Annotated in this window: 17 protein-coding genes, 1 tRNA gene and 1 riboswitch; of the genes, 13 read left to right on the top strand and 5 right to left on the bottom strand. The window is 45.6% G+C overall.

What is annotated here, in order from left to right:
* The 13 genes from EKM92_RS05790 to EKM92_RS05730 all read left to right on the top strand — a co-directional run bounded on the left by EKM92_RS05790 (position 1) and on the right by EKM92_RS05730 (position 12,069).
* Positions 1-489, top strand: a complete 489-nt coding sequence (locus EKM92_RS05790; RefSeq protein WP_125708827.1) for a PTS sugar transporter subunit IIA — start codon at positions 1-3, stop codon at positions 487-489.
* Between the two features lie 159 nt (positions 490-648).
* Positions 649-849: a helix-turn-helix domain-containing protein gene (locus tag EKM92_RS05785; protein WP_125708825.1), complete on the top strand. Its 201-nt coding sequence runs from the start codon at positions 649-651 to the stop codon at positions 847-849.
* A gap of 79 nt (positions 850-928) precedes the next feature.
* Positions 929-1,001: transfer RNA gene (locus EKM92_RS05780), tRNA-Lys, on the top strand.
* 188 nt (positions 1,002-1,189) lie between these two features.
* Positions 1,190-1,615 (top strand): RDD family protein, encoded by a 426-nt coding sequence (locus EKM92_RS05775; protein ID WP_125708823.1) that lies wholly within the window; start codon positions 1,190-1,192, stop codon positions 1,613-1,615.
* Entirely contained in the window at positions 1,602-1,886 is a 285-nt protein-coding gene (locus tag EKM92_RS05770) for a hypothetical protein (protein ID WP_125708821.1), read from the top strand. The genes EKM92_RS05775 and EKM92_RS05770 overlap by 14 nt, the downstream gene beginning before the upstream one ends.
* Before the next feature lie 65 nt (positions 1,887-1,951).
* A complete protein-coding gene (locus EKM92_RS05765; RefSeq protein ID WP_125708819.1) occupies positions 1,952-4,282 on the top strand; it encodes a glycoside hydrolase family 65 protein in 2,331 nt (776 codons plus the stop codon).
* Positions 4,283-4,300: 18 nt separating this feature from the next.
* Positions 4,301-5,575, top strand: a complete 1,275-nt coding sequence (locus EKM92_RS05760; RefSeq protein WP_125708816.1) for a sugar ABC transporter substrate-binding protein — start codon at positions 4,301-4,303, stop codon at positions 5,573-5,575.
* A 31-nt stretch (positions 5,576-5,606) separates the two neighbouring features.
* A complete protein-coding gene (locus tag EKM92_RS05755) occupies positions 5,607-6,545 on the top strand; it encodes a carbohydrate ABC transporter permease (protein WP_125708814.1) in 939 nt (312 codons plus the stop codon).
* Between the two features lie 6 nt (positions 6,546-6,551).
* The gene (locus EKM92_RS05750; protein ID WP_125708812.1) at positions 6,552-7,385 is read left to right on the top strand and encodes a carbohydrate ABC transporter permease; all 834 of its coding nucleotides are present in this window, start codon (positions 6,552-6,554) and stop codon (positions 7,383-7,385) included.
* 61 nt (positions 7,386-7,446) lie between these two features.
* Positions 7,447-8,475 carry a LacI family DNA-binding transcriptional regulator gene (locus EKM92_RS05745; RefSeq protein WP_125708810.1) on the top strand — a complete coding sequence of 343 codons (1,029 nt, stop codon included), beginning with the start codon at positions 7,447-7,449 and terminating at the stop codon, positions 8,473-8,475.
* A 15-nt stretch (positions 8,476-8,490) separates the two neighbouring features.
* Complete coding sequence (locus EKM92_RS05740) at positions 8,491-10,623, top strand: glycoside hydrolase family 65 protein (protein WP_125708808.1); 2,133 nt, start codon at positions 8,491-8,493, stop codon at positions 10,621-10,623.
* Position 10,624: 1 nt separating this feature from the next.
* Complete coding sequence (pgmB, locus tag EKM92_RS05735) at positions 10,625-11,302, top strand: beta-phosphoglucomutase (RefSeq protein WP_125708806.1); 678 nt, start codon at positions 10,625-10,627, stop codon at positions 11,300-11,302.
* Positions 11,303-11,496: 194 nt separating this feature from the next.
* Positions 11,497-12,069 carry a TetR/AcrR family transcriptional regulator gene (locus EKM92_RS05730; protein WP_125708804.1) on the top strand — a complete coding sequence of 191 codons (573 nt, stop codon included), beginning with the start codon at positions 11,497-11,499 and terminating at the stop codon, positions 12,067-12,069.
* A 46-nt stretch (positions 12,070-12,115) separates the two neighbouring features.
* On the opposite strand, the gene dapB is transcribed toward EKM92_RS05730, so the two are convergent.
* The 5 genes from dapB to lysA are packed head-to-tail and all read right to left on the bottom strand — an operon-like array spanning position 12,116 to position 16,978.
* A complete protein-coding gene (dapB, locus tag EKM92_RS05725; protein ID WP_125708802.1) occupies positions 12,116-12,883 on the bottom strand; it encodes a 4-hydroxy-tetrahydrodipicolinate reductase in 768 nt (255 codons plus the stop codon).
* Between the two features lie 3 nt (positions 12,884-12,886).
* Entirely contained in the window at positions 12,887-13,771 is an 885-nt protein-coding gene (dapA, locus tag EKM92_RS05720) for a 4-hydroxy-tetrahydrodipicolinate synthase (RefSeq protein ID WP_125708800.1), read from the bottom strand.
* 14 nt (positions 13,772-13,785) lie between these two features.
* The gene (locus EKM92_RS05715; protein WP_125708798.1) at positions 13,786-14,922 is read right to left on the bottom strand and encodes an N-acetyldiaminopimelate deacetylase; all 1,137 of its coding nucleotides are present in this window, start codon (positions 14,920-14,922) and stop codon (positions 13,786-13,788) included.
* 3 nt (positions 14,923-14,925) lie between these two features.
* Complete coding sequence (gene dapD / locus EKM92_RS05710; RefSeq protein WP_125708796.1) at positions 14,926-15,636, bottom strand: 2,3,4,5-tetrahydropyridine-2,6-dicarboxylate N-acetyltransferase; 711 nt, start codon at positions 15,634-15,636, stop codon at positions 14,926-14,928.
* A 52-nt stretch (positions 15,637-15,688) separates the two neighbouring features.
* Positions 15,689-16,978 (bottom strand): diaminopimelate decarboxylase, encoded by a 1,290-nt coding sequence (gene lysA / locus EKM92_RS05705; protein ID WP_125708794.1) that lies wholly within the window; start codon positions 16,976-16,978, stop codon positions 15,689-15,691.
* A gap of 89 nt (positions 16,979-17,067) precedes the next feature.
* A riboswitch (Lysine riboswitch) is annotated at positions 17,068-17,244 on the bottom strand.
* Positions 17,245-17,357 lie beyond the last annotated feature (113 nt).

The raw sequence follows: 17,357 nt of genomic DNA, 5'->3' as shown, positions 1-17,357 counted from the left end.
ATGTTTAACTGGTTGAAAAAATCATCGATCGCTAAACCGTTAATGGCACCGGTAAAAGGCACTGTGATCCCTTTATCTGAAAGTGCTGATCCAGTGTTTGCTGGGAAAATGATGGGCGACGGCTTTGGCATTGAACCAACTGTTGGCGCAGTGGTTTCCCCGGCTTCAGGGGTGGTCACAATGATCGCGCCAACCTTACATGGCATTGGGATCAAAACCGATGATGGGTTAGACTTGTTGATCCATATGGGCATCGATACTGTTGCCCTGAAAGGGGCCCCGTTTACCATGAACGTCGCCGTGGATCAACGCGTCGAATCTGGACAAGCGCTAGCGTTAATGGATCTTACTGCAGTTCAAAAAGCAGGTAAGCCAACGACAATCATGGTGGTGATCACCAATTCTTCAGAACGTGGGATCGAAGTCACGCCACAAACTGGCTTGATCGATGCCGGTGAAGTCGCAGCGACTTATACCGTTAAATCATAAATAAACAGGAACGACCAAAACACATGCTGATCAGCAGGTTTTGGTCGTTTTTTGTTGCGAAATGAATTGTAGACAATTCAAAACGCAGATACGCAAGTTTGCTCGTCTGCAGGGCCATTCGCCTTGATACTAAAGATACAAGGATTGGAGGTGAAGCAAATGAAGTCAGGGCAAGAACCGCAATTGGGGCAGTTTTTCCGATTGTTTCGAATGAGTCGAGGATTAACTTTGCAACAAGCAGCCGGTGAGCTCTCAGTCGCGACATTATCACGTTTTGAACGTGGCGCCTTAGACTTGGCCAGCGATAAAGCGTTGGTGCTGATGCAACGTTTAGGCGTTGAACCATTTGATCAGGCTTGAAGATTAGTGATAAAAATTCTTGCCAGCAATGGATCACTCATGATATACTAATTGAGTTGTCAAATGGCAATGCAGTCATGGGTGGTTAGCTCAGCTGGCAGAGCAACGGACTCTTAATCCGTGGGTCCAGGGTTCGATCCCCTGACCACCCAGAATAGTAACCGTCACTTCTTCGGAAGTGGCGGTTTTTTTGTGAGTTCAATTTTGGAGGCCCTTTACGCGAACAAAATTGATAGTTTACTAAGAATTTGATGAACAACGAAATAAAACACTTGACCGAAAACGTTTTCGGCTTTATAGTCAAAAAAGAAAGCGTTTTTAGGATTGGAGGTGTGAATGAATGCATGTACGCTATACCATTGTTCGAGCGTTAGCTGGCTTGATTGATTTCATCATTGCCTATGTCCCAGCTGTGGTTTTATTTACTGTGGGTTTGGGCTGCTCGATGCGCCAAGCAGACTTACTTGGTCAAGCAGTGTTTGTGCTTTACAACATTATTGCCTTAACTGGGTTTCATCACCAAACGTTTGGCAAGTACTGTGCTCGTCTGCAAGTCGACACCCATCAATTAGTCAGCCAAAATAGCTTATTTGTCGGTATTCGTGAGGCGACTAAAGTTTTATTTTTCACCCCGATCATTGGTATTGTGTTGTTACTCGTGAATTTTGTCCTTTGTTTGTTTACAAGGCGTACGATTGAAGATTTTGTCGGTCAAACGACAGTGACAGTTGTACCGAAAGGAGGGGTGCTCAATGAAGGCAAATGAAGTGATTACTCATAGCCCATTATCGCATGTGCATACCATACCATTGCTGTTGGTATTGGTGATCACCATCTGTTTTGCGCTTTGGTTAGCCCATCATTTTCGTGATAATTATGATCCTAGGCCGTTATTGAAGTGGTATGGCTGGTATGCGGTCCCCCTTACAGTAGGTGCATTACTATTACAAGTTCAAGTCGCGTTGATCATTGCGGTGTGGTTAGCAGGCGCAGGGCTATTGGCCTTTCGCTCAAATCACTATTTCTATGATCGGTAAATTTTTTTGACAATTGCAAAAACGTTTTTGTAAACGCATCCAATATTGGTAGGTGGTTAACAATTATGAAGACAACGGTGAAATATCATCAAGGCGATCCTTGGCGGTTATCTGAGGCTGCCTTTGATCCAGCGTATCTAGGCAAATATGAAGCGATTTTTACGCTGGGTAATGGCTATCTCGGCACGCGAGCAGCCACTGAAGAAAGTTATGTTGGTGAAAAGCGCGATACCTTTGTGGCGGGTACCTTTGATCGTTTCAACGAGGATGAGGTGACAGAGTTACCTAACTTGCCCGATGTTTTCGGGTTGGGGATCACGCTTGATGACAACCCGCTAAATTTAGCGGTTGGGGAGGTGGTTGATTATGACCGCAGTTTGAACTTAGCGACTGGCGAGCTCACGCGACGTTTTATTTGGGAAGTTGCCGACCATCGCTATCAATTCGAATCATCACGATTCGTCTCACTCGCCAAACGACATGTCTTAGGGCAGCGCATCCGGATCACTGCATTAGATCAGCCAACGCAACTATTGTTGACAGCTGGCATTAATGGACAAGTGACGAATACTGGGACCCAACATTTCAACGACGATGTCAAACGGCTTTATCCTGGAAATATTTTACAGCTCTCAACCAAAACAGATCAGTCGCAAATTAATTTCGTGATTACGTCAGGTCATTCACTCCAAACCGAAGCGGAAGTCGGAACCGTCAAAACTGAAATGTTGCGGCGTAAATTAATTTCAACCTATCCAGTATCATTAGCTGTTGGCCAGACAATCACATTTACCAACCTCACGACTATTTATTCATCCCGTGATCGAGACGTGACCTATCCTGATATTGCTAGCCTCCGTGAGCTAGGTCTCAAGCGAACCACGAATTTGCAAACGGTGGGCTACGATGCTTTGCTGGAAGAATCAGGGCAAGCCTGGCAAGACCAGATCTGGCGCGGGATGCCAATTCAAATTGAATCGACTGACGTCAAAGATGCGTTGGCGATGAACTTTGCCCGGTATCATTTAACCGTAATGACACCAGCGCATGATCCGCGAATGAACATTGCGGCTAAAGGGCTGTCTGGCGAAGGCTATAAAGGCCATACGTTTTGGGATACTGAATTATTCATGCTACCATATTACATTTTCACTTATCCCAAAATTGCACGTAGCTTGGAAACTTATCGCTTTTTGACCCTTGGCGGCGCAAGACGTAAGGCCGCGGATAATGGATATCGTGGGGCTCAGTATCCTTGGGAGTCGGCATGGATCGACGACGGCGAAACGACACCAGTTTGGGGCGCAACAGATATTGTCACTGGTAAAGCGACAAAAATCTGGTCAGGATTTATTGAACAGCACATTACAGCTGATGTTGCTTATGGCATTAATGAGTACATTCAGGCGACTGGCGATACTGATTTTGCTGATGCAATGGGTTATGAAGTCATTATCGATACTGCTCGGTTTTGGGCAAGTCGACTTGAATATAATCAAAAGCTTGATCGCTATGAGATCTGCGATGTGATCGGGCCGGACGAGTACAAAGAGCATGCTGACAACAATGCCTTTACCAATCATATGGCAAAATGGAACATGCAATTAGCCTTGACGCTAATTTCTGAGTTGCATGAACACCGCCAAGCAACTTATCAGAGATTAGATCAACGTTTTGATTTGGTAGCGCTGGCAGCAGAAATTCAATCTAAGCTTAGTCAATTATATTTACCAGAACCAAACGACGAAGGGGTTATTCCTCAAGATGATGCTTATCTCAGTAAGCAAACCTTGGACCTTTCAGCGTATTTAAAAGAAGATCAAGTCGGTAGTTTGTTTGATCATTTCAACTTAGAGCAAGTTGATAACATGCAGGTAACTAAACAAGCCGATGTGATTTTATTGTTATTCCTATTTGAAAAACATTTCTCTCAAGTGATCAAACGCAAGAATTGGGATTATTATGAGCCTAAAACCACTCATGATTCGTCGTTATCGTTGCTCACACATAGTATCTTTGCCGCTGATCTTGGTGATCAAGCGTTGGCATATCAATTCTATCAACGAGCACGCGATATCGACATGGGACCCAATATGTTCAGTAGTACTGATGGCATTCATGCAGCGTCGATTGGTGGTATTTGGTCGATGACAATTTTTGGTTTTGGTGGCATCCGCTACTTAGACGGGCGGTTAAGGGTATCGCCACATTTACCAAAAGCGTGGACGAAATTGGCATTTCAACTGTGGTGGCATGGTCAAAAGCTCGCATTTGAAGTGACACATCAGCAAGTGACAATTAAAAATCTTACTGGAACAAAGTCAGTCAGTGTCGATACAGATCATGGTGTGGTAGACGTACCGGAAAATACGGCGATCGCAATCAATTTGGCATAAAGCCAGGGGGTAATTCAAATGAAAAAAATGCATAAGCGGTTTATGGCGTTGGCAACTGTTGCAGTTGCAGCATTAGCCTTAGCAGCATGTGGGAATAAATCGAACTCTAGCAGCTCGAATTCAACCGATTTTAAAGGGCAGAATTTAAAAATCGGGATCTGGCTTGGCTCAGATCAAGAAAAAAAGGGTATGAGTGACATGGTCAAAGGCTTCGAAAAGAAAACCGGAGCCAAGGTCACAGAAAAAGTCTACACAGACTTCAATACTCAGATTCAAGCTGATTTAGCTGGGCATCGTGCTCCTGATGTTTGGTATATGGATTCTTCGATGTATCCATTCTTCCAAAAACAAGGGGTCTTGCAAGCATTAGATAAAAACACCATCAATACTGATAATTTCTATCCAACGTTAACTAAAGCTTTTTCGACTAAAGGTAAAGTCTATGGGGCACCAAAAGACACCTCTACTTTGGCAATTTACGCCAATAACGATATCTTCAAAAAAGCCGGTGTCGATGTTTCTAGCGTTCCAAAGACGTATGAAGATCTGATCAAATGGTTGCCGGGATTCCAAGCAAAATTGGATGCGGCATATGGCAAGAACAAAGTGAAGGCTTGGAGCTACAACCAAGATCTTGCTCGTAACTTGTATATTTTACAACACAATGGCGGCACCCCAATTAAAGCCAATGGTGATGCTAACTTAGCCAGTGATGCTGTGGTTAAAAACCTTGATATGTATAAGCAATTAGTTGCGACAGGCGCTGCAGTGACACCAAAAGATATTGGTCAAGGCGATAACGGGACTGCCTTTGGGGCCGGCAAAGTGGCTTTGATGGAAGAAGGTAACTGGACTTATCAAGTTCAAAAGAAGCAATACAAGACCAACTTTACAGTACTGCCGATGCTTAGCTATGAAGGCAAGCAAGGTGGGATGATCTTTACTGTTGGTTGGGGCGAATACGCAAACTCCAAAGTAAAGCCATTAGCTAATGCTTGGATCAAGTATGTTACCTCCAAGAATGTCATGAAGAAGTATATCGAAACGACTGGGACCTTGCCAAGTCGTCCAGACGTTGCCAAAGCAGCTAAATTAACGGCTAATGCAGCCTTGAACGTGCATTTGAATGCCAACAAGTATTCGACAGTATGGCAAGATGGGACGACGTTAGTGACCGTTAACACTTCCTATCAAAACTTTGTTGCCAAAGCATTGACTGGCCAAACTGCCTTGAAAGCAGCGATGACCCAAGCGGATAAGCAAGCCAATGCCGCAATCAGTAAGTCTAAGTAGTTAATCAGTACGTATCGGAGGTGTCGTAGATATGGAAGCTCAGACGAATCCATCAAAGAAACGCCGATTTCATTTGACTCGTGGTCAAGCAGAAGCTGTTCAAGGATATGCTTTCTTGCTACCGGCGATCATTATTGTGTTAGTGTTCTTCCTCGCGGCAATCGCATTTGCGTTGTACATGTCTTTCAATAAGGTGAACATGTATAGTCAGACTTATACATTCCGTGGATTGAAGAACTATACCAATATTTTCACAGATGGAATCGCGCTGACTGCATTAAAAAATACTGCATTGTTTTCATTGGTAGTGGTGCCAACGCAAACCTTTTTCGCGTTGCTTATCGCTTATGCCTTGAGTAATAAATCGATTAAATTTAAAAAGCTATTTCGATTGATTTACTTCTTGCCAACATTAACTTCCAGTGCTGCATTGACGTTGATCTTTATGTTTATCTTCAATATCAACGGCCCTGTCAATGGCTTCTTTACAGGGTTGGGACTTTACCATGATCCCATCAACTTTTTGCAACAACCGGAATATGCATTGAAAGTCATCATGGTGATGAATATCTGGTCAACGGTGCCAAACTTTATGACGGTTTACTTAGCATCGTTAGTTGACTTACCTGATTCACTGTATGAAGCTGCGGATATGGATGGTGCAAGTTCATGGCAGAAACTATTGAATATCACAGTGCCTTATCTACGACCAATCACGACTTACGTGCTATTAATGGGGATCATCGGCACGTTTCAAATGTTTGATCAAGCCTATATTTTCTCCAATGGGTCAGGCGGACCAGACAACTCGACTTTGACAGTTGCCTTAATGGTTTATCAATATGCTTTTGGCCAAATGAATACTATGGGCTATGCTTGTGCACTAGCAATTTTCTTGGCTATCGTCATTTATATTGTCGCCCGTTTAGCTGAAAAGCTGAACGGTGGCAACGGTTTGAAAGATATGTAAGGAGGGATGGTTGTGAAAAAAAATAAAATCGGTCGTGTCATATTGTATGTCGTGATGATCTTATACGCGCTGATTACACTTTATCCATTCCTTTGGGCTTTATCAGCGTCGTTTGAACCATTGCGCGTCATTGTGAGCGGCAATATGAGCTTGATTCCTAAAGCCTTCACCCTTGATAACTATCGTTACATGTTTGGAACCTCTGCATTATTTCCACGTTGGTTCCTCAACTCAGTGATTGTTTCAGTGTTAGGTACGGTGATCAACATTTTCTTGAACACGATGGCCGGTTATGCGTTAGCAAGATTACAATTTCCTGGACGTCAGCGGATCTACTATATGTTTTTGACCTTAATGATGATTCCAGCTCAAGTGCTTCTGATTCCGAACTACTTGATCTTGATGAATCTGGGGATGTTGGATACCTATCAATCATTGATCTTGCCGGCTGCCATTAATATTGGCAATATCTTCATGATGCGTCAGTTCTTCCTATCCTTCCCTAAGGATGTTGAAGAAGCGGCAAGTATCGATGGCCTTAGTCGCGTTCAAACCTTCTTTAGAATTGTATTTCCTTTGGCGCGACCATCCATTGCAACGCAGGCCATCTTTACCTTTATGGGATTTTGGAACAATTTTATGCAACCAATGTTGTATATTACGACACCGACAAAATACACTTTAACTTTAGGGTTACAGTCTTTTACTAATCAACAAGCAGGTGTACGATGGGATCATACAATGGCTGCAAGTATTATTTCGATTCTGCCCATTGTGCTGTTATACATTATCTTTAATAAATTCTTCCTACAAGGGATTCGGATGGATAATGAAAAATGATGCAGATCGGAAAGTCGGGATAGAAAATCATCCCGGCTTTCTTATTAATTGAGGGAAACTGATGGCAGTAAAAATTTATGATGTTGCAAAAGCTGCAGGGGTGACAGTGAGCACTGTATCACGGGTCTTTAATCACTATCAAGATATTAGTGAAGCCACCAAAAAAAAGGTGCTCGCTGCAGCGGATAAATTAGGTTATACCCCAAACGTCGCCGCTCGAACTTTATCTTCAAAATCGCTTAAAACTGTGGCAGTCATTTTGAATGACATTGTCGCCGATCGTTTTGATGGCGTTTCAATGCAAACGATATTAGGTGTATATCAATATTGCAATGAACATGGGATGCAATTTGTTTTATACCCGACGTCAACGAAATTACAGCATGAAAAAACTTTTGGTCAGTTTTGCTTAGAGCGAAATGTTGATGGTGCAGTCGTGCAAGGCATGCATATTGACGACCCTTATCTCGGACAAATCGCGGCAGGAGAGACTCCTGTTGTCATGATTGATTTAGAGATCCCTGGCGCAAATGTCGTGTCCATTTCAATTGATAACGTGGCTGCTGAGCGAGAGGCGACGCAAACCATCCTTAAGCATGGACGAAAGCATCCAGTCATGATCAATGGGACGCATGCCGCCCAAGTCAGCGCGCTACGTGAAGAAGGGTTTCGACAAGCAGTTGCTGAAGCCGGCCTAGTTTTACCTGATGACGGGGTGTTATATGCTGACTTTGAAATTGATTTGGCGACAAAAAAGCTTCAAGAAGCTTTAAAGCAACACCCAGAAATTGATGCGGTGGTGTGTGCAAGTGATGCCATGGCGATTGGTGCAATGGTGGCTTTACGGGCCGCGGGCAAGCAAATTCCACGCGACTGCGAACTGGTCGGTTTTGATAATATTGGGGCCACCGAGTATTCTCAGCCCCCGATCAGTACCATTGAACAGCACATGGATAAAATTGGTTATACCGCAGCCGGACTGGTGGACAAACTATTACAGAAACGTTTGGCGCCAAATATTGGTCATGTTTACAGTGACTATGATTTTATTCAGCGTGAAAGCACTGGCGGACTACCAATGGATCATTAATTAGGAGGTGATGAGATGCCAAAAGTGTATCAGCTTGATTTATCCAATACTAAAGCTCGTGATGATGAAACCATTGCCACATTATTTTCTCAAGGTAATGGTAATTTTGGCGTTCGCGCAACGGATCCTTTGAAACACCAAGCAGGGACGATCATCAATGGCTTTTATGTCAAAACACCAATTATTTATGGTGAAGCGGCAGTAGGTTATGCAAAGTACCATCAAACGATTGTGTCATTGCCGTCATTGCGTGATATCGAGATCCGAAATGACCAAGGTGAAGCTGCCGAAACGATTGCCTTAAAGACAGCGAACTTAGACATGCAAACAGGTGCCTGTCAGATGTTGTACCAGCTCCGCTTTCCAAGTTCTTCAGGAACTTTACAGTTACGTTTGGACACGATTGTTGGTCAAACTAAAGAAGATCTATCGGCGTTTGAAATTCGATATCAACTAACTAGTGAGGATTATTCTGGCACCGTGGTAATGCGTAAGCAACCGCTTGAAATCATTGCTGGTGAAACTGATATTGAATCAGACCCAAGAATGGTGATGAGAGCGTTAGCGGTGAAAGTCACCACCTTGAAACGTGATGAGCAATCATTGTTACAAGTTGTGGAAGCATCTGAAGGTGCAGCGCATAAATATGTTCAGATTCAATCAAAGACTCAGCTGAGTCAAACAAAAGCGCTACACCCTGGGGAAAGCCTAAAGGCCATTTATTCGGTGCAAATAGCCGACACTGCTGAGTTTGCACCGATCACCCCTGGCTTAGCAGAAAGAACGCAGCAGTACTGGCAACAATTTTGGAAGAATGCTGCGGTTGAGATTCAAGGTGATGATCAATTATCTTCAGGTTTGCATTTTAACTTATTTCAACTGACACAATCGGCAAATCGAACCGGACAATACAGCATTGCCGCCAAAGGGGTTTCTGGCCCTGGGTATGAAGGACATTTCTTTTGGGATACAGAAATGTATATGCTTCCGTTCTTTACTTTTACGCAACCTAAGATCGCTCGGCGCTTATTGGAATTTCGCTACCATCAATTGCCAAAAGCGCGAGTGCGAGCAAGAGAATTAGGCGTAAAAGCAGGGGCACTTTTTGCTTGGCGCTCAATCAACGGAGAAGAAGCCAGCGCCTTTTTCCCGGCAGGAACCGCGCAGTACCATCTAGATGCTGATATCGCTTATGCAGTGGTGCAATATTATGAAGTGACTCAAGATCAGGAGTTTATGTTGAATTATGGGTTACCGATCCTCAAAGAAACCGCTGAATTTTGGTTGAATTTTGGGGCATGGAACCAGAATTCTCAATTTATGTTACATGATGTGACTGGCCCCGATGAATATACGGCTATCGTGGACAACAACTATTACACCAACAAAATGGCTCAAGCCAACATGTCGAACTTTTTGCGATACTATCACCTGTTTAGGGATAAGACCTCAATGACAATTAGCACGGAAACTTTGAGTGCCATTCAACATGCAGCTGAACAAATGTATCTGCCACAGCCTGTCAACGGCGTGACCCCACAAGATGATACCTTTTTAAATAAACCGATTTGGCCCTTTGAAACTACGGAGAAACATCAGTATCCATTATTGTTGCATTTTCACCCACTAACGATTTATCGCTATCAGGTGAATAAGCAACCTGACGAGTTGATGACGGATCTGCTGTTCCCGGATGCCAAGTCGATGGCGCAAAAACAACAGGATTATCAATATTATTTAAAGCTGGCGACGCATGATTCATCACTTTCTAAGAGTGCTTACGCGATACTGGCAGCAAATATCGGTCATGACGAAGAGGCGTTTGAGTTTTTCATGGACTCTGCTTTGTTAGATTTGAACGATTTACAAGGTAATACCAAAGATGGACTCCACATGGCCAACTTAGGCGGGAGCTGGATGAGTATGGCCTATGGTTTTGCGGGATTGCAAGCGCAGCAAGATCATCTAGCGGTAACTAATCGGCTTCCCCAAAAATGGCAGCGCTTGCGATTTGCGATTCAATATCGTGGGCGGTCATTGATGATCGATTTACGCCATGGGACAACTAAGGTCGAAGTGACTTCCGGTCCAACGTTGAACGTGATAATTGATGGTGTTGCTAAACAAGTAGCGGGAAAGGAAGCATAGTATGGCAGATATTACTGGCTTTGTATTTGATATGGATGGTGTGATCACAGATACTGCAAAATATCACTATTTGGCATGGAAGGAGGCAGCACAGGCTAATTTTGGTGTGACAATTACGCCAGCAGTGAATGAATTGCTTAAAGGTCGTAGCCGAATGGACTCACTTGATGCAATCATTACCTTTGCGCATCAAGAAGGAAAGTACTCTCAAGCTGAGAAGCAACGCATTGCCACTGAGAAAAACCAGCGTTATCAGACTTTGATTCAAAGCATGACCCCGGCGGATATCCTACCAGGGATGGCCGATTTTCTCAATTTATTAGATCAAAAGCACTATCCATTGGCAGTTGCTTCTGCATCGTTCAATGCGCCGTTTATTATTCAGCAGTTACACTTGCAAGCCTTACTTGCCAAAGTGGTGGATCCAGGTACGCTTAAACACGGTAAACCGGCACCGGACATTTTCGAAGCGGCGGCCGATTTAATTTCTAGTCCCTATGCGTCGACCATCGGCTTCGAAGATGCAGAAGCAGGTGTCAAAGGAATCAAAGCTGCCGGAATGTTTGCGGTGGGTATTGGTGATGCTGAAATTTTACATGAAGCGGATATCGTCTTTTCATCGACCGCTGAAGTCGATTTTGATCGCATTAAAAAAGCGTTTGAAGCATGGCGACAGTAGGACTCTCCTGATGCCGTTGCGCTGTTGAAAACGTCGGCTCCAAGTAATCAAATATTGAGAGCCCATAATTTTGTTGAACCAGAAAAGGCCGTTACCGCTAAAGCAGTGACGGCTTTTCTGTTGATTAGGCCACACCCGTCAATTGTTCCCTTGTTTTCGTCGCGGTATAATAAAACGCGAAAGCAGGTGTGAAGATGCCGACGATGACGACCAAACAGGTCCTTGCGCAAACATTAAAAACCATGATGCAAACCACCAGCCTTGATCACATCACCATCGATAAATTAGCGGAAGCCGCGCATATCAACCGCAATACCTTTTATTATCATTTTGACGATATTCACTCGCTGCTCGATTGGGTATATCAACAAGATGTGATCGTGGCGTTGCGGCGGGAAAGTTCGATCGATCATTGGCAAGAAGCTTATCAGTTGATGCTGACGTATATCGCGACCAACCGCCAGTTTTGTCAAAACACTTTCCGTTCGCTGAGTCGCTCGGCCCTTGATGATGTGTTGTATCACTACGCCGGCGAAATGGTCACCGGGGTGGTTGATTCTATCGATCCCTTCACACCACCACTGTTGCGAGAAGCCATCAAGAATTTCTATGGTCACGCGATCGCCGCCCAAGTCACGCAATGGTTGGAAAATGACTTGCAAGAATCACAAGCGTCAATGATCCACAAAGCGTCGGTGATGCTTGATGGCACCTTTGCGCATATTATTAAACAAGGCAAAAAAGATCGCTTTTACGGCGATCGTTAACGATAAAACCCCGCTACGATGTGAAATTCGTAGCGGGGTTTTGACGTTATAGGAGATGTTCTAAGCCAACCACTAAGGTATCGAGTTGTTGGACTTTGCTAATGGCAACGGCGACGCCAGACATGAAGGATTCGCGATCAAATGAGTCTTGGCGAATGGTCAACGCTTCACCAGGAGCCCCGAACAAAACTTGTTCATGGGCGACATAACCTGGTAAACGGACAGCGTGCACTGGGACACCGTCGATTTTTTCACCATGGGCGGGATCGTCAGTCGTTGGACGCGGTTGGGCGGTGCGGGCTTTGGCGATCATTTCCGCAGTTGCACGGGCTGTACCTGATGGGGCATCGAGTTTGTCTTCGTGATGCATTTCGATCACTTCAGCATCTGGGAAGTACTTGGCAGCCTGGGCGGCGAATTGCATCAATAACACGGCAGAGATTCCGAAGTTTGGGGCGATCAAGCCGCCGACATGCTTTTCAGCAGCCAAAGCGATCACCCGCTTTTGATCGTCAGCGGCCATGCCGCTAGTGCCGACGACAGGATGAATGCCATGATTGATGGCGGCTTCGATGTTTTGAGCGACTGCTTTTGGGGTAGTAAAGTCGACCCAAACATCGGCAACACCGGCTTCAATTTCATCATAGGAATGCCAAACTTTGACGTCAGGATCCAAACCATATTGAGTTGGATCGAGATCTAATACTACCGGATTGAAAATTGCAGTGAGTTTGAAATCATCATGGGCTTTAAGCATATTGACGACTTTTTGACCCATGGCGCCAGGGAAACCGGCGACTAAAACGTTGATCATAAATTATGCCTCCTGTAAATGGGTGACGCCAAGGCGTTCAGCGAGTTGGGATTCTTGTTCAGTGGTTAATGGTAACAGTGGTAGGCGTGGCGCACCAACGGCAAAGCCAGTCGCATTCAATGCGGCCTTAGTCGGTGCAGGGGATGGCCAAGCAAATAAGGCACTCATCTTCGGCAATAAGTCGCGTTGCAAGCTGGCGACAGTTTGCAAGTCACCTGTTTGTAAAGCACTTAAAGCTTGTGCCATTTCGCCGCAATACAAGTGGCTGGCCACAGAGATCACGCCAGCACCACCAAGGGTTTGGACGTCAATGAATTGGGCATCTTCACCAGTCCAGACGTTGAAGTCATCAGGCGTGGCGTCAACAATCGCAGAGAAGCTGTTTAAATCGCCGCATTGCTTGATACCTTGAATGTTAGGATGTTGAGCGAGCTTAGCAACAGTTGCCACTTGCATGTTCACGCCTGTGCGTCCAGGAATATTATAGATCACTACCGGCTTTGATGCCGCATCAGCGACGGCAGTAAAGTGAGCGATCATCCCATCTTGGTTAGGCTTGTTGTAGTAAGGCACGACCACCAGCAAACCATCGACGTTTTTAATAGAAGAAACTTGTTTTGCCAGTTCAACGGAAGCTTTGGTGTTGTTGGAGCCGACGTTTGCGATCACCGCCGCACGGTCGCCGACGATTTCAGCAAAACGGGTGAATAATTCGGTTTTTTCAGCAGGGGTCAAGGTAGGGCCTTCACCAGTGGTGCCGCCGATCACAAAGCCGTCAGAGCCTTGTGCGATCAAGTGGTTGGTCAAGTGTTCCAAAACCGTGTAATCGATGTCGTCATGTTCATTAAACGGTGTGACGATCGCCGTGATCAAATGTGCCTTTAACATAGTTTTGCCTTCTTTCACTCACTCATACGATGGGCCAAAAAGCCGCAAATCGCGTTGACACCAGGAACCAGCGCCGATTCATCAGGATTTAACTCAGCCGAGTGTAATTCATGAGAATCATTGACGCCTAACCAAAACATGGTGCCAGGAATTTTATTTAATAAGTAGCCGAAATCTTCACCAGTCATCACCCCAGGGGTTTCGATGAAGTTCACGTCAGGTTGTGCTTGCATGTAAGCCATGAAGTCGCGGGTCAATTCAGGATTATTTTCAACTGGATAGTAGCCGCCTTGATTGAGTTCAATGTTGACCTCACAATCAAAACTTTCTGCCACCCCTTGTGCGACTTGTTTCAACCGCCCTTGCAAATAGATGATCGCCTGTTGAGTGAAGCCGCGTAAGGTGCCTTCAATGCGCGCATGATCAGCGATCACGTTGCGAATAGTACCAGCTTGCAACTTCCCTAAGGTGATCACCGCTGAATCAGTTGGTGCAATGTTGCGAGAGACGATAGTTTGCACTTGGGTGATGAAATATGCCGCTGCGACAACTGCGTCGTTGGCATTTTGAGGAAAAGCGGCATGACCGCCGCGGCCGATGATATCGACGTTGATCTCAGTCGTACCCGCAAACAAGGTGCCAGGGTTCGTGCCGATCGCACCAGCTGGTAAGTCTGGGCGATCATGGAGTCCGTAGAATTCATCAACGTGCCAATCATCTGCAAAAACCCCAAGATCATAAGCACGTTTGCCACCGTATTCCGCTTCTTCTGCTGGTTGGAAGAAAAAGATCAAATCATCTTTTGGTTGGTGTTTTGCAAAATGACTCAGCACTCCTAAAGCGACGGTCATATGCATATCATGTCCGCAAGCATGGGCAATGCCTGCATGCTTGGAACTAAACGGCAAGCCAGTGTTTTCAGTGACTGGCAAAGCATCGATGTCAGCACGATAGCCGATGGTACGCTTAGGCGCAGTGCCTGAGACTTTCACCAGTAAAGCGGTGGGCAGTTCTGGCACCTCGCGGATCGTCAACCACGTTTGGGGAAAACTTTTAACCGTCTTTAATAGGTAGTCGTGCGTTTGTACTTCATGAAGCGCCAGTTCAGGCATTTGATGTAAGTCGCGGCGGATCTTGATTAAATCGATCATGGCTTACAACTTCCGCAAGGCGTCAACCAACGCCGTCTTATCGCGAGTTTGATCGTTAGCGACTTTGATCACTTTAGCAGGGACGCCAGCAACCACCGCATTGGCAGGGACGTCTTCAATGACCACAGCACCTGCGGCAACCACAGCGCCTTCACCGATTTGTACCCCTTCAAGGACGACGGCGTTAGCACCGATCATCACGTTGTCGCCGACGCGGACCGGTTCAGCACTAGCAGGTTCGATGACACCAGCTAACACCGTACCGGCGCCGATATGGCAATGTTTGCCGACAAATGCGCGACCGCCAAGCACGGCGCCCATGTCGATCATGGAACCTTCACCGATTTCAGCGCCGATGTTGATGATGGCACCCATCATGATCACTGCGTTATCACCGATCGCCACTTGATCGCGAATGATCGCGCCAGGTTCGATGCGGGCGTTGTAGTTGCGAACATCAAGCATTGGGACACCGGTGTTGCGACCGGCCGCTTCAACGACTTGATCAGAGATTTTATCAGCGTTAGCGGTGAGTACTGGTTGAATGTCTGCCCAATCGCCGATCACCGTGCCAGTGTGCTTGCAGGAAAAATTGTGGACGTTAGCAGGAAATTGTAAATCAGCGAGGTCGCCTTTGAGATAAACTTTGACTGGGGTGGTTTTCTTGGCGTTGGCGATGGTGTTGATGACAGTTTGGGTATCTAAAGTTGGCATGGAAAAATTCCTTTCTTATTTAAAGACGTGAGTTGAGTTTAAAACTTGCAGCTTAGTCGTAGCTTAAATCGTTTCGGGTGAGGTCGGCGTAACTTTGGCGACGCACGACTAACTTGGCTTTACCATTTTCTGCGAAAACTACAGCGGGAATGGGATTGCGGTTATAATTTGAGGCCATTGAGTAACCGTAAGCCCCACAGCTTTTAACTGCGAGGACATCACCAGGCTGCACTTGTGGCAAATGCGCATGATCGATCAAAATATCGCCTGATTCACAATACTTCCCGACTAAATGGACATCTTGTGTGGGCGTCGCATTGGGGTCGTTTGCTTTGACCGCTTCGTATTCCGCTTGATAAAGGGCAGGGCGTAAGTTGTCGCCCATTCCACCGTCAACGGCGATGTATGGCCGCAAGCCGTCAACATTTTTGCTAGAGCCGACGGTATACAGTTGATATCCTGCAGGCCCGACGATCGAGCGACCTGGTTCGATCCACACTGCTGGTAAGGCAAAAGGTAAGTTCTGAGCGCGCAAGGTTTTCAGGATCGCTTCAACGAAGTCTTCTGCCGGGATCGGGTCATCATCTTTGGTATAGGCGATCCCAAATCCGCCGCCAACGTTTAACACCGATGGCGTGTAGTCGAGTTGTTCATGCCAATCTTTCAAAATGCCTGCAAGCTTTTGGGTGGCGCCGATGAAGCCGGCGACGTCAAAGATCTGACTGCCGATATGGGCGTGAATGCCTAACAAATTGAATTGGGGATTGGCTAAAGCTAACTTCGCCGCCTTGAAGGCTAAACCAGAATCGACGTCAAAGCCGAATTTGGAATCGGTTTGACCGGTAGAGATATAGGCGTGTGTGTGTGCAGAGATCCCTGGGGTCACCCGCAATAAAATGTCTTGGGTGCGTTCAGGGGTTTCTGCTAACAAGTTACCAAGCAGTTGCAATTCATAGAAATTGTCGACGACGATGGTGCCAACGTTTAACGCTAAGGCTTCACGTAATTCTTGTTCAGATTTGTTGTTGCCATGAAAAGAAATATCTGCCATTGGAAAGTTCGCTTGCGCGGCGGTGTATAGTTCGCCGCCAGAAACCACATCAACATGGCAAGCTTCTTGTTTTGCGACTTGGTACATCGCGATAGTGGCAAACGCTTTTGACGCGTAGCTTACGGCGTAATTGAAATGTTGGGCTTCAAAAACGCGTTTGAACGCGCGGATCTGTGTGCGGATCGCGGATACGTCATAGACATATAGCGGGGTTTGAAATTGTTCAGCAAGTTGTAAGCTATCAACGCCACCGATGGTCAAGTGGCCAGCATCATTTGTGGGATCTGACATGTTGCATTCTCCTTTAGCGAGATAAAAAAATAAGGCCCAGTTTTGGCATCTACCAAAACAAGGGTCTCATTCATACACTGGAGTCCGATTGTTTGGATAGCGCCCCGTCGATATTCGACGACAGTGTAGCCGCTTTTCGCGTCTACCCCAACAACTGACGCACCCACTGTGCCAGCGTTTCGGCGACCGCCCCTTTCACTTAAAGTCATCACAGCGTGGACTGCTCGTTTAAGTTACTGATGTTGGTCGCAACCTCTATCTCATTTATCATGAGTCTATAATAAAACTTACGTCACGTCAAATTTAATTTGTGAAAGTTTTTTGTACTAATAATGCCAGAAAATTACGCATTTAATTCAAAAACTGGTGCTAGGATTAC

Source organism: Lacticaseibacillus porcinae, from assembly GCF_003946305.1.
GTDB classification, from domain to species: Bacteria; Bacillota; Bacilli; order Lactobacillales; family Lactobacillaceae; genus Lacticaseibacillus; species Lacticaseibacillus porcinae.
The sequence above is the reverse complement of the archived record's forward strand: the minus strand, read 5'-3'. Positions and strand labels throughout refer to the sequence as shown.

Bases quoted from the DNA above. Each gene is read 5' to 3' on its own strand.
- EKM92_RS05790 (WP_125708827.1), top strand. From the start codon at position 1: ATGTTTAACTGGTTGAAAAAATCATCGATCGCTAAACCGTTAATGGCA.
- EKM92_RS05785 (WP_125708825.1), top strand. From the start codon at position 649: ATGAAGTCAGGGCAAGAACCGCAATTGGGGCAGTTTTTCCGATTGTTT.
- EKM92_RS05775 (WP_125708823.1), top strand. From the start codon at position 1,190: ATGCATGTACGCTATACCATTGTTCGAGCGTTAGCTGGCTTGATTGAT.
- EKM92_RS05770 (WP_125708821.1), top strand. From the start codon at position 1,602: ATGAAGGCAAATGAAGTGATTACTCATAGCCCATTATCGCATGTGCAT.
- EKM92_RS05765 (WP_125708819.1), top strand. From the start codon at position 1,952: ATGAAGACAACGGTGAAATATCATCAAGGCGATCCTTGGCGGTTATCT.
- EKM92_RS05760 (WP_125708816.1), top strand. From the start codon at position 4,301: ATGAAAAAAATGCATAAGCGGTTTATGGCGTTGGCAACTGTTGCAGTT.
- EKM92_RS05755 (WP_125708814.1), top strand. From the start codon at position 5,607: ATGGAAGCTCAGACGAATCCATCAAAGAAACGCCGATTTCATTTGACT.
- EKM92_RS05750 (WP_125708812.1), top strand. From the start codon at position 6,552: ATGGTTGTGAAAAAAAATAAAATCGGTCGTGTCATATTGTATGTCGTG.
- EKM92_RS05745 (WP_125708810.1), top strand. From the start codon at position 7,447: ATGGCAGTAAAAATTTATGATGTTGCAAAAGCTGCAGGGGTGACAGTG.
- EKM92_RS05740 (WP_125708808.1), top strand. From the start codon at position 8,491: ATGCCAAAAGTGTATCAGCTTGATTTATCCAATACTAAAGCTCGTGAT.
- pgmB (WP_125708806.1), top strand. From the start codon at position 10,625: ATGGCAGATATTACTGGCTTTGTATTTGATATGGATGGTGTGATCACA.
- EKM92_RS05730 (WP_125708804.1), top strand. From the start codon at position 11,497: ATGCCGACGATGACGACCAAACAGGTCCTTGCGCAAACATTAAAAACC.
- dapB (WP_125708802.1), bottom strand. From the start codon at position 12,883: ATGATCAACGTTTTAGTCGCCGGTTTCCCTGGCGCCATGGGTCAAAAA.
- dapA (WP_125708800.1), bottom strand. From the start codon at position 13,771: ATGTTAAAGGCACATTTGATCACGGCGATCGTCACACCGTTTAATGAA.
- EKM92_RS05715 (WP_125708798.1), bottom strand. From the start codon at position 14,922: ATGATCGATTTAATCAAGATCCGCCGCGACTTACATCAAATGCCTGAA.
- dapD (WP_125708796.1), bottom strand. From the start codon at position 15,636: ATGCCAACTTTAGATACCCAAACTGTCATCAACACCATCGCCAACGCC.
- lysA (WP_125708794.1), bottom strand. From the start codon at position 16,978: ATGTCAGATCCCACAAATGATGCTGGCCACTTGACCATCGGTGGCGTT.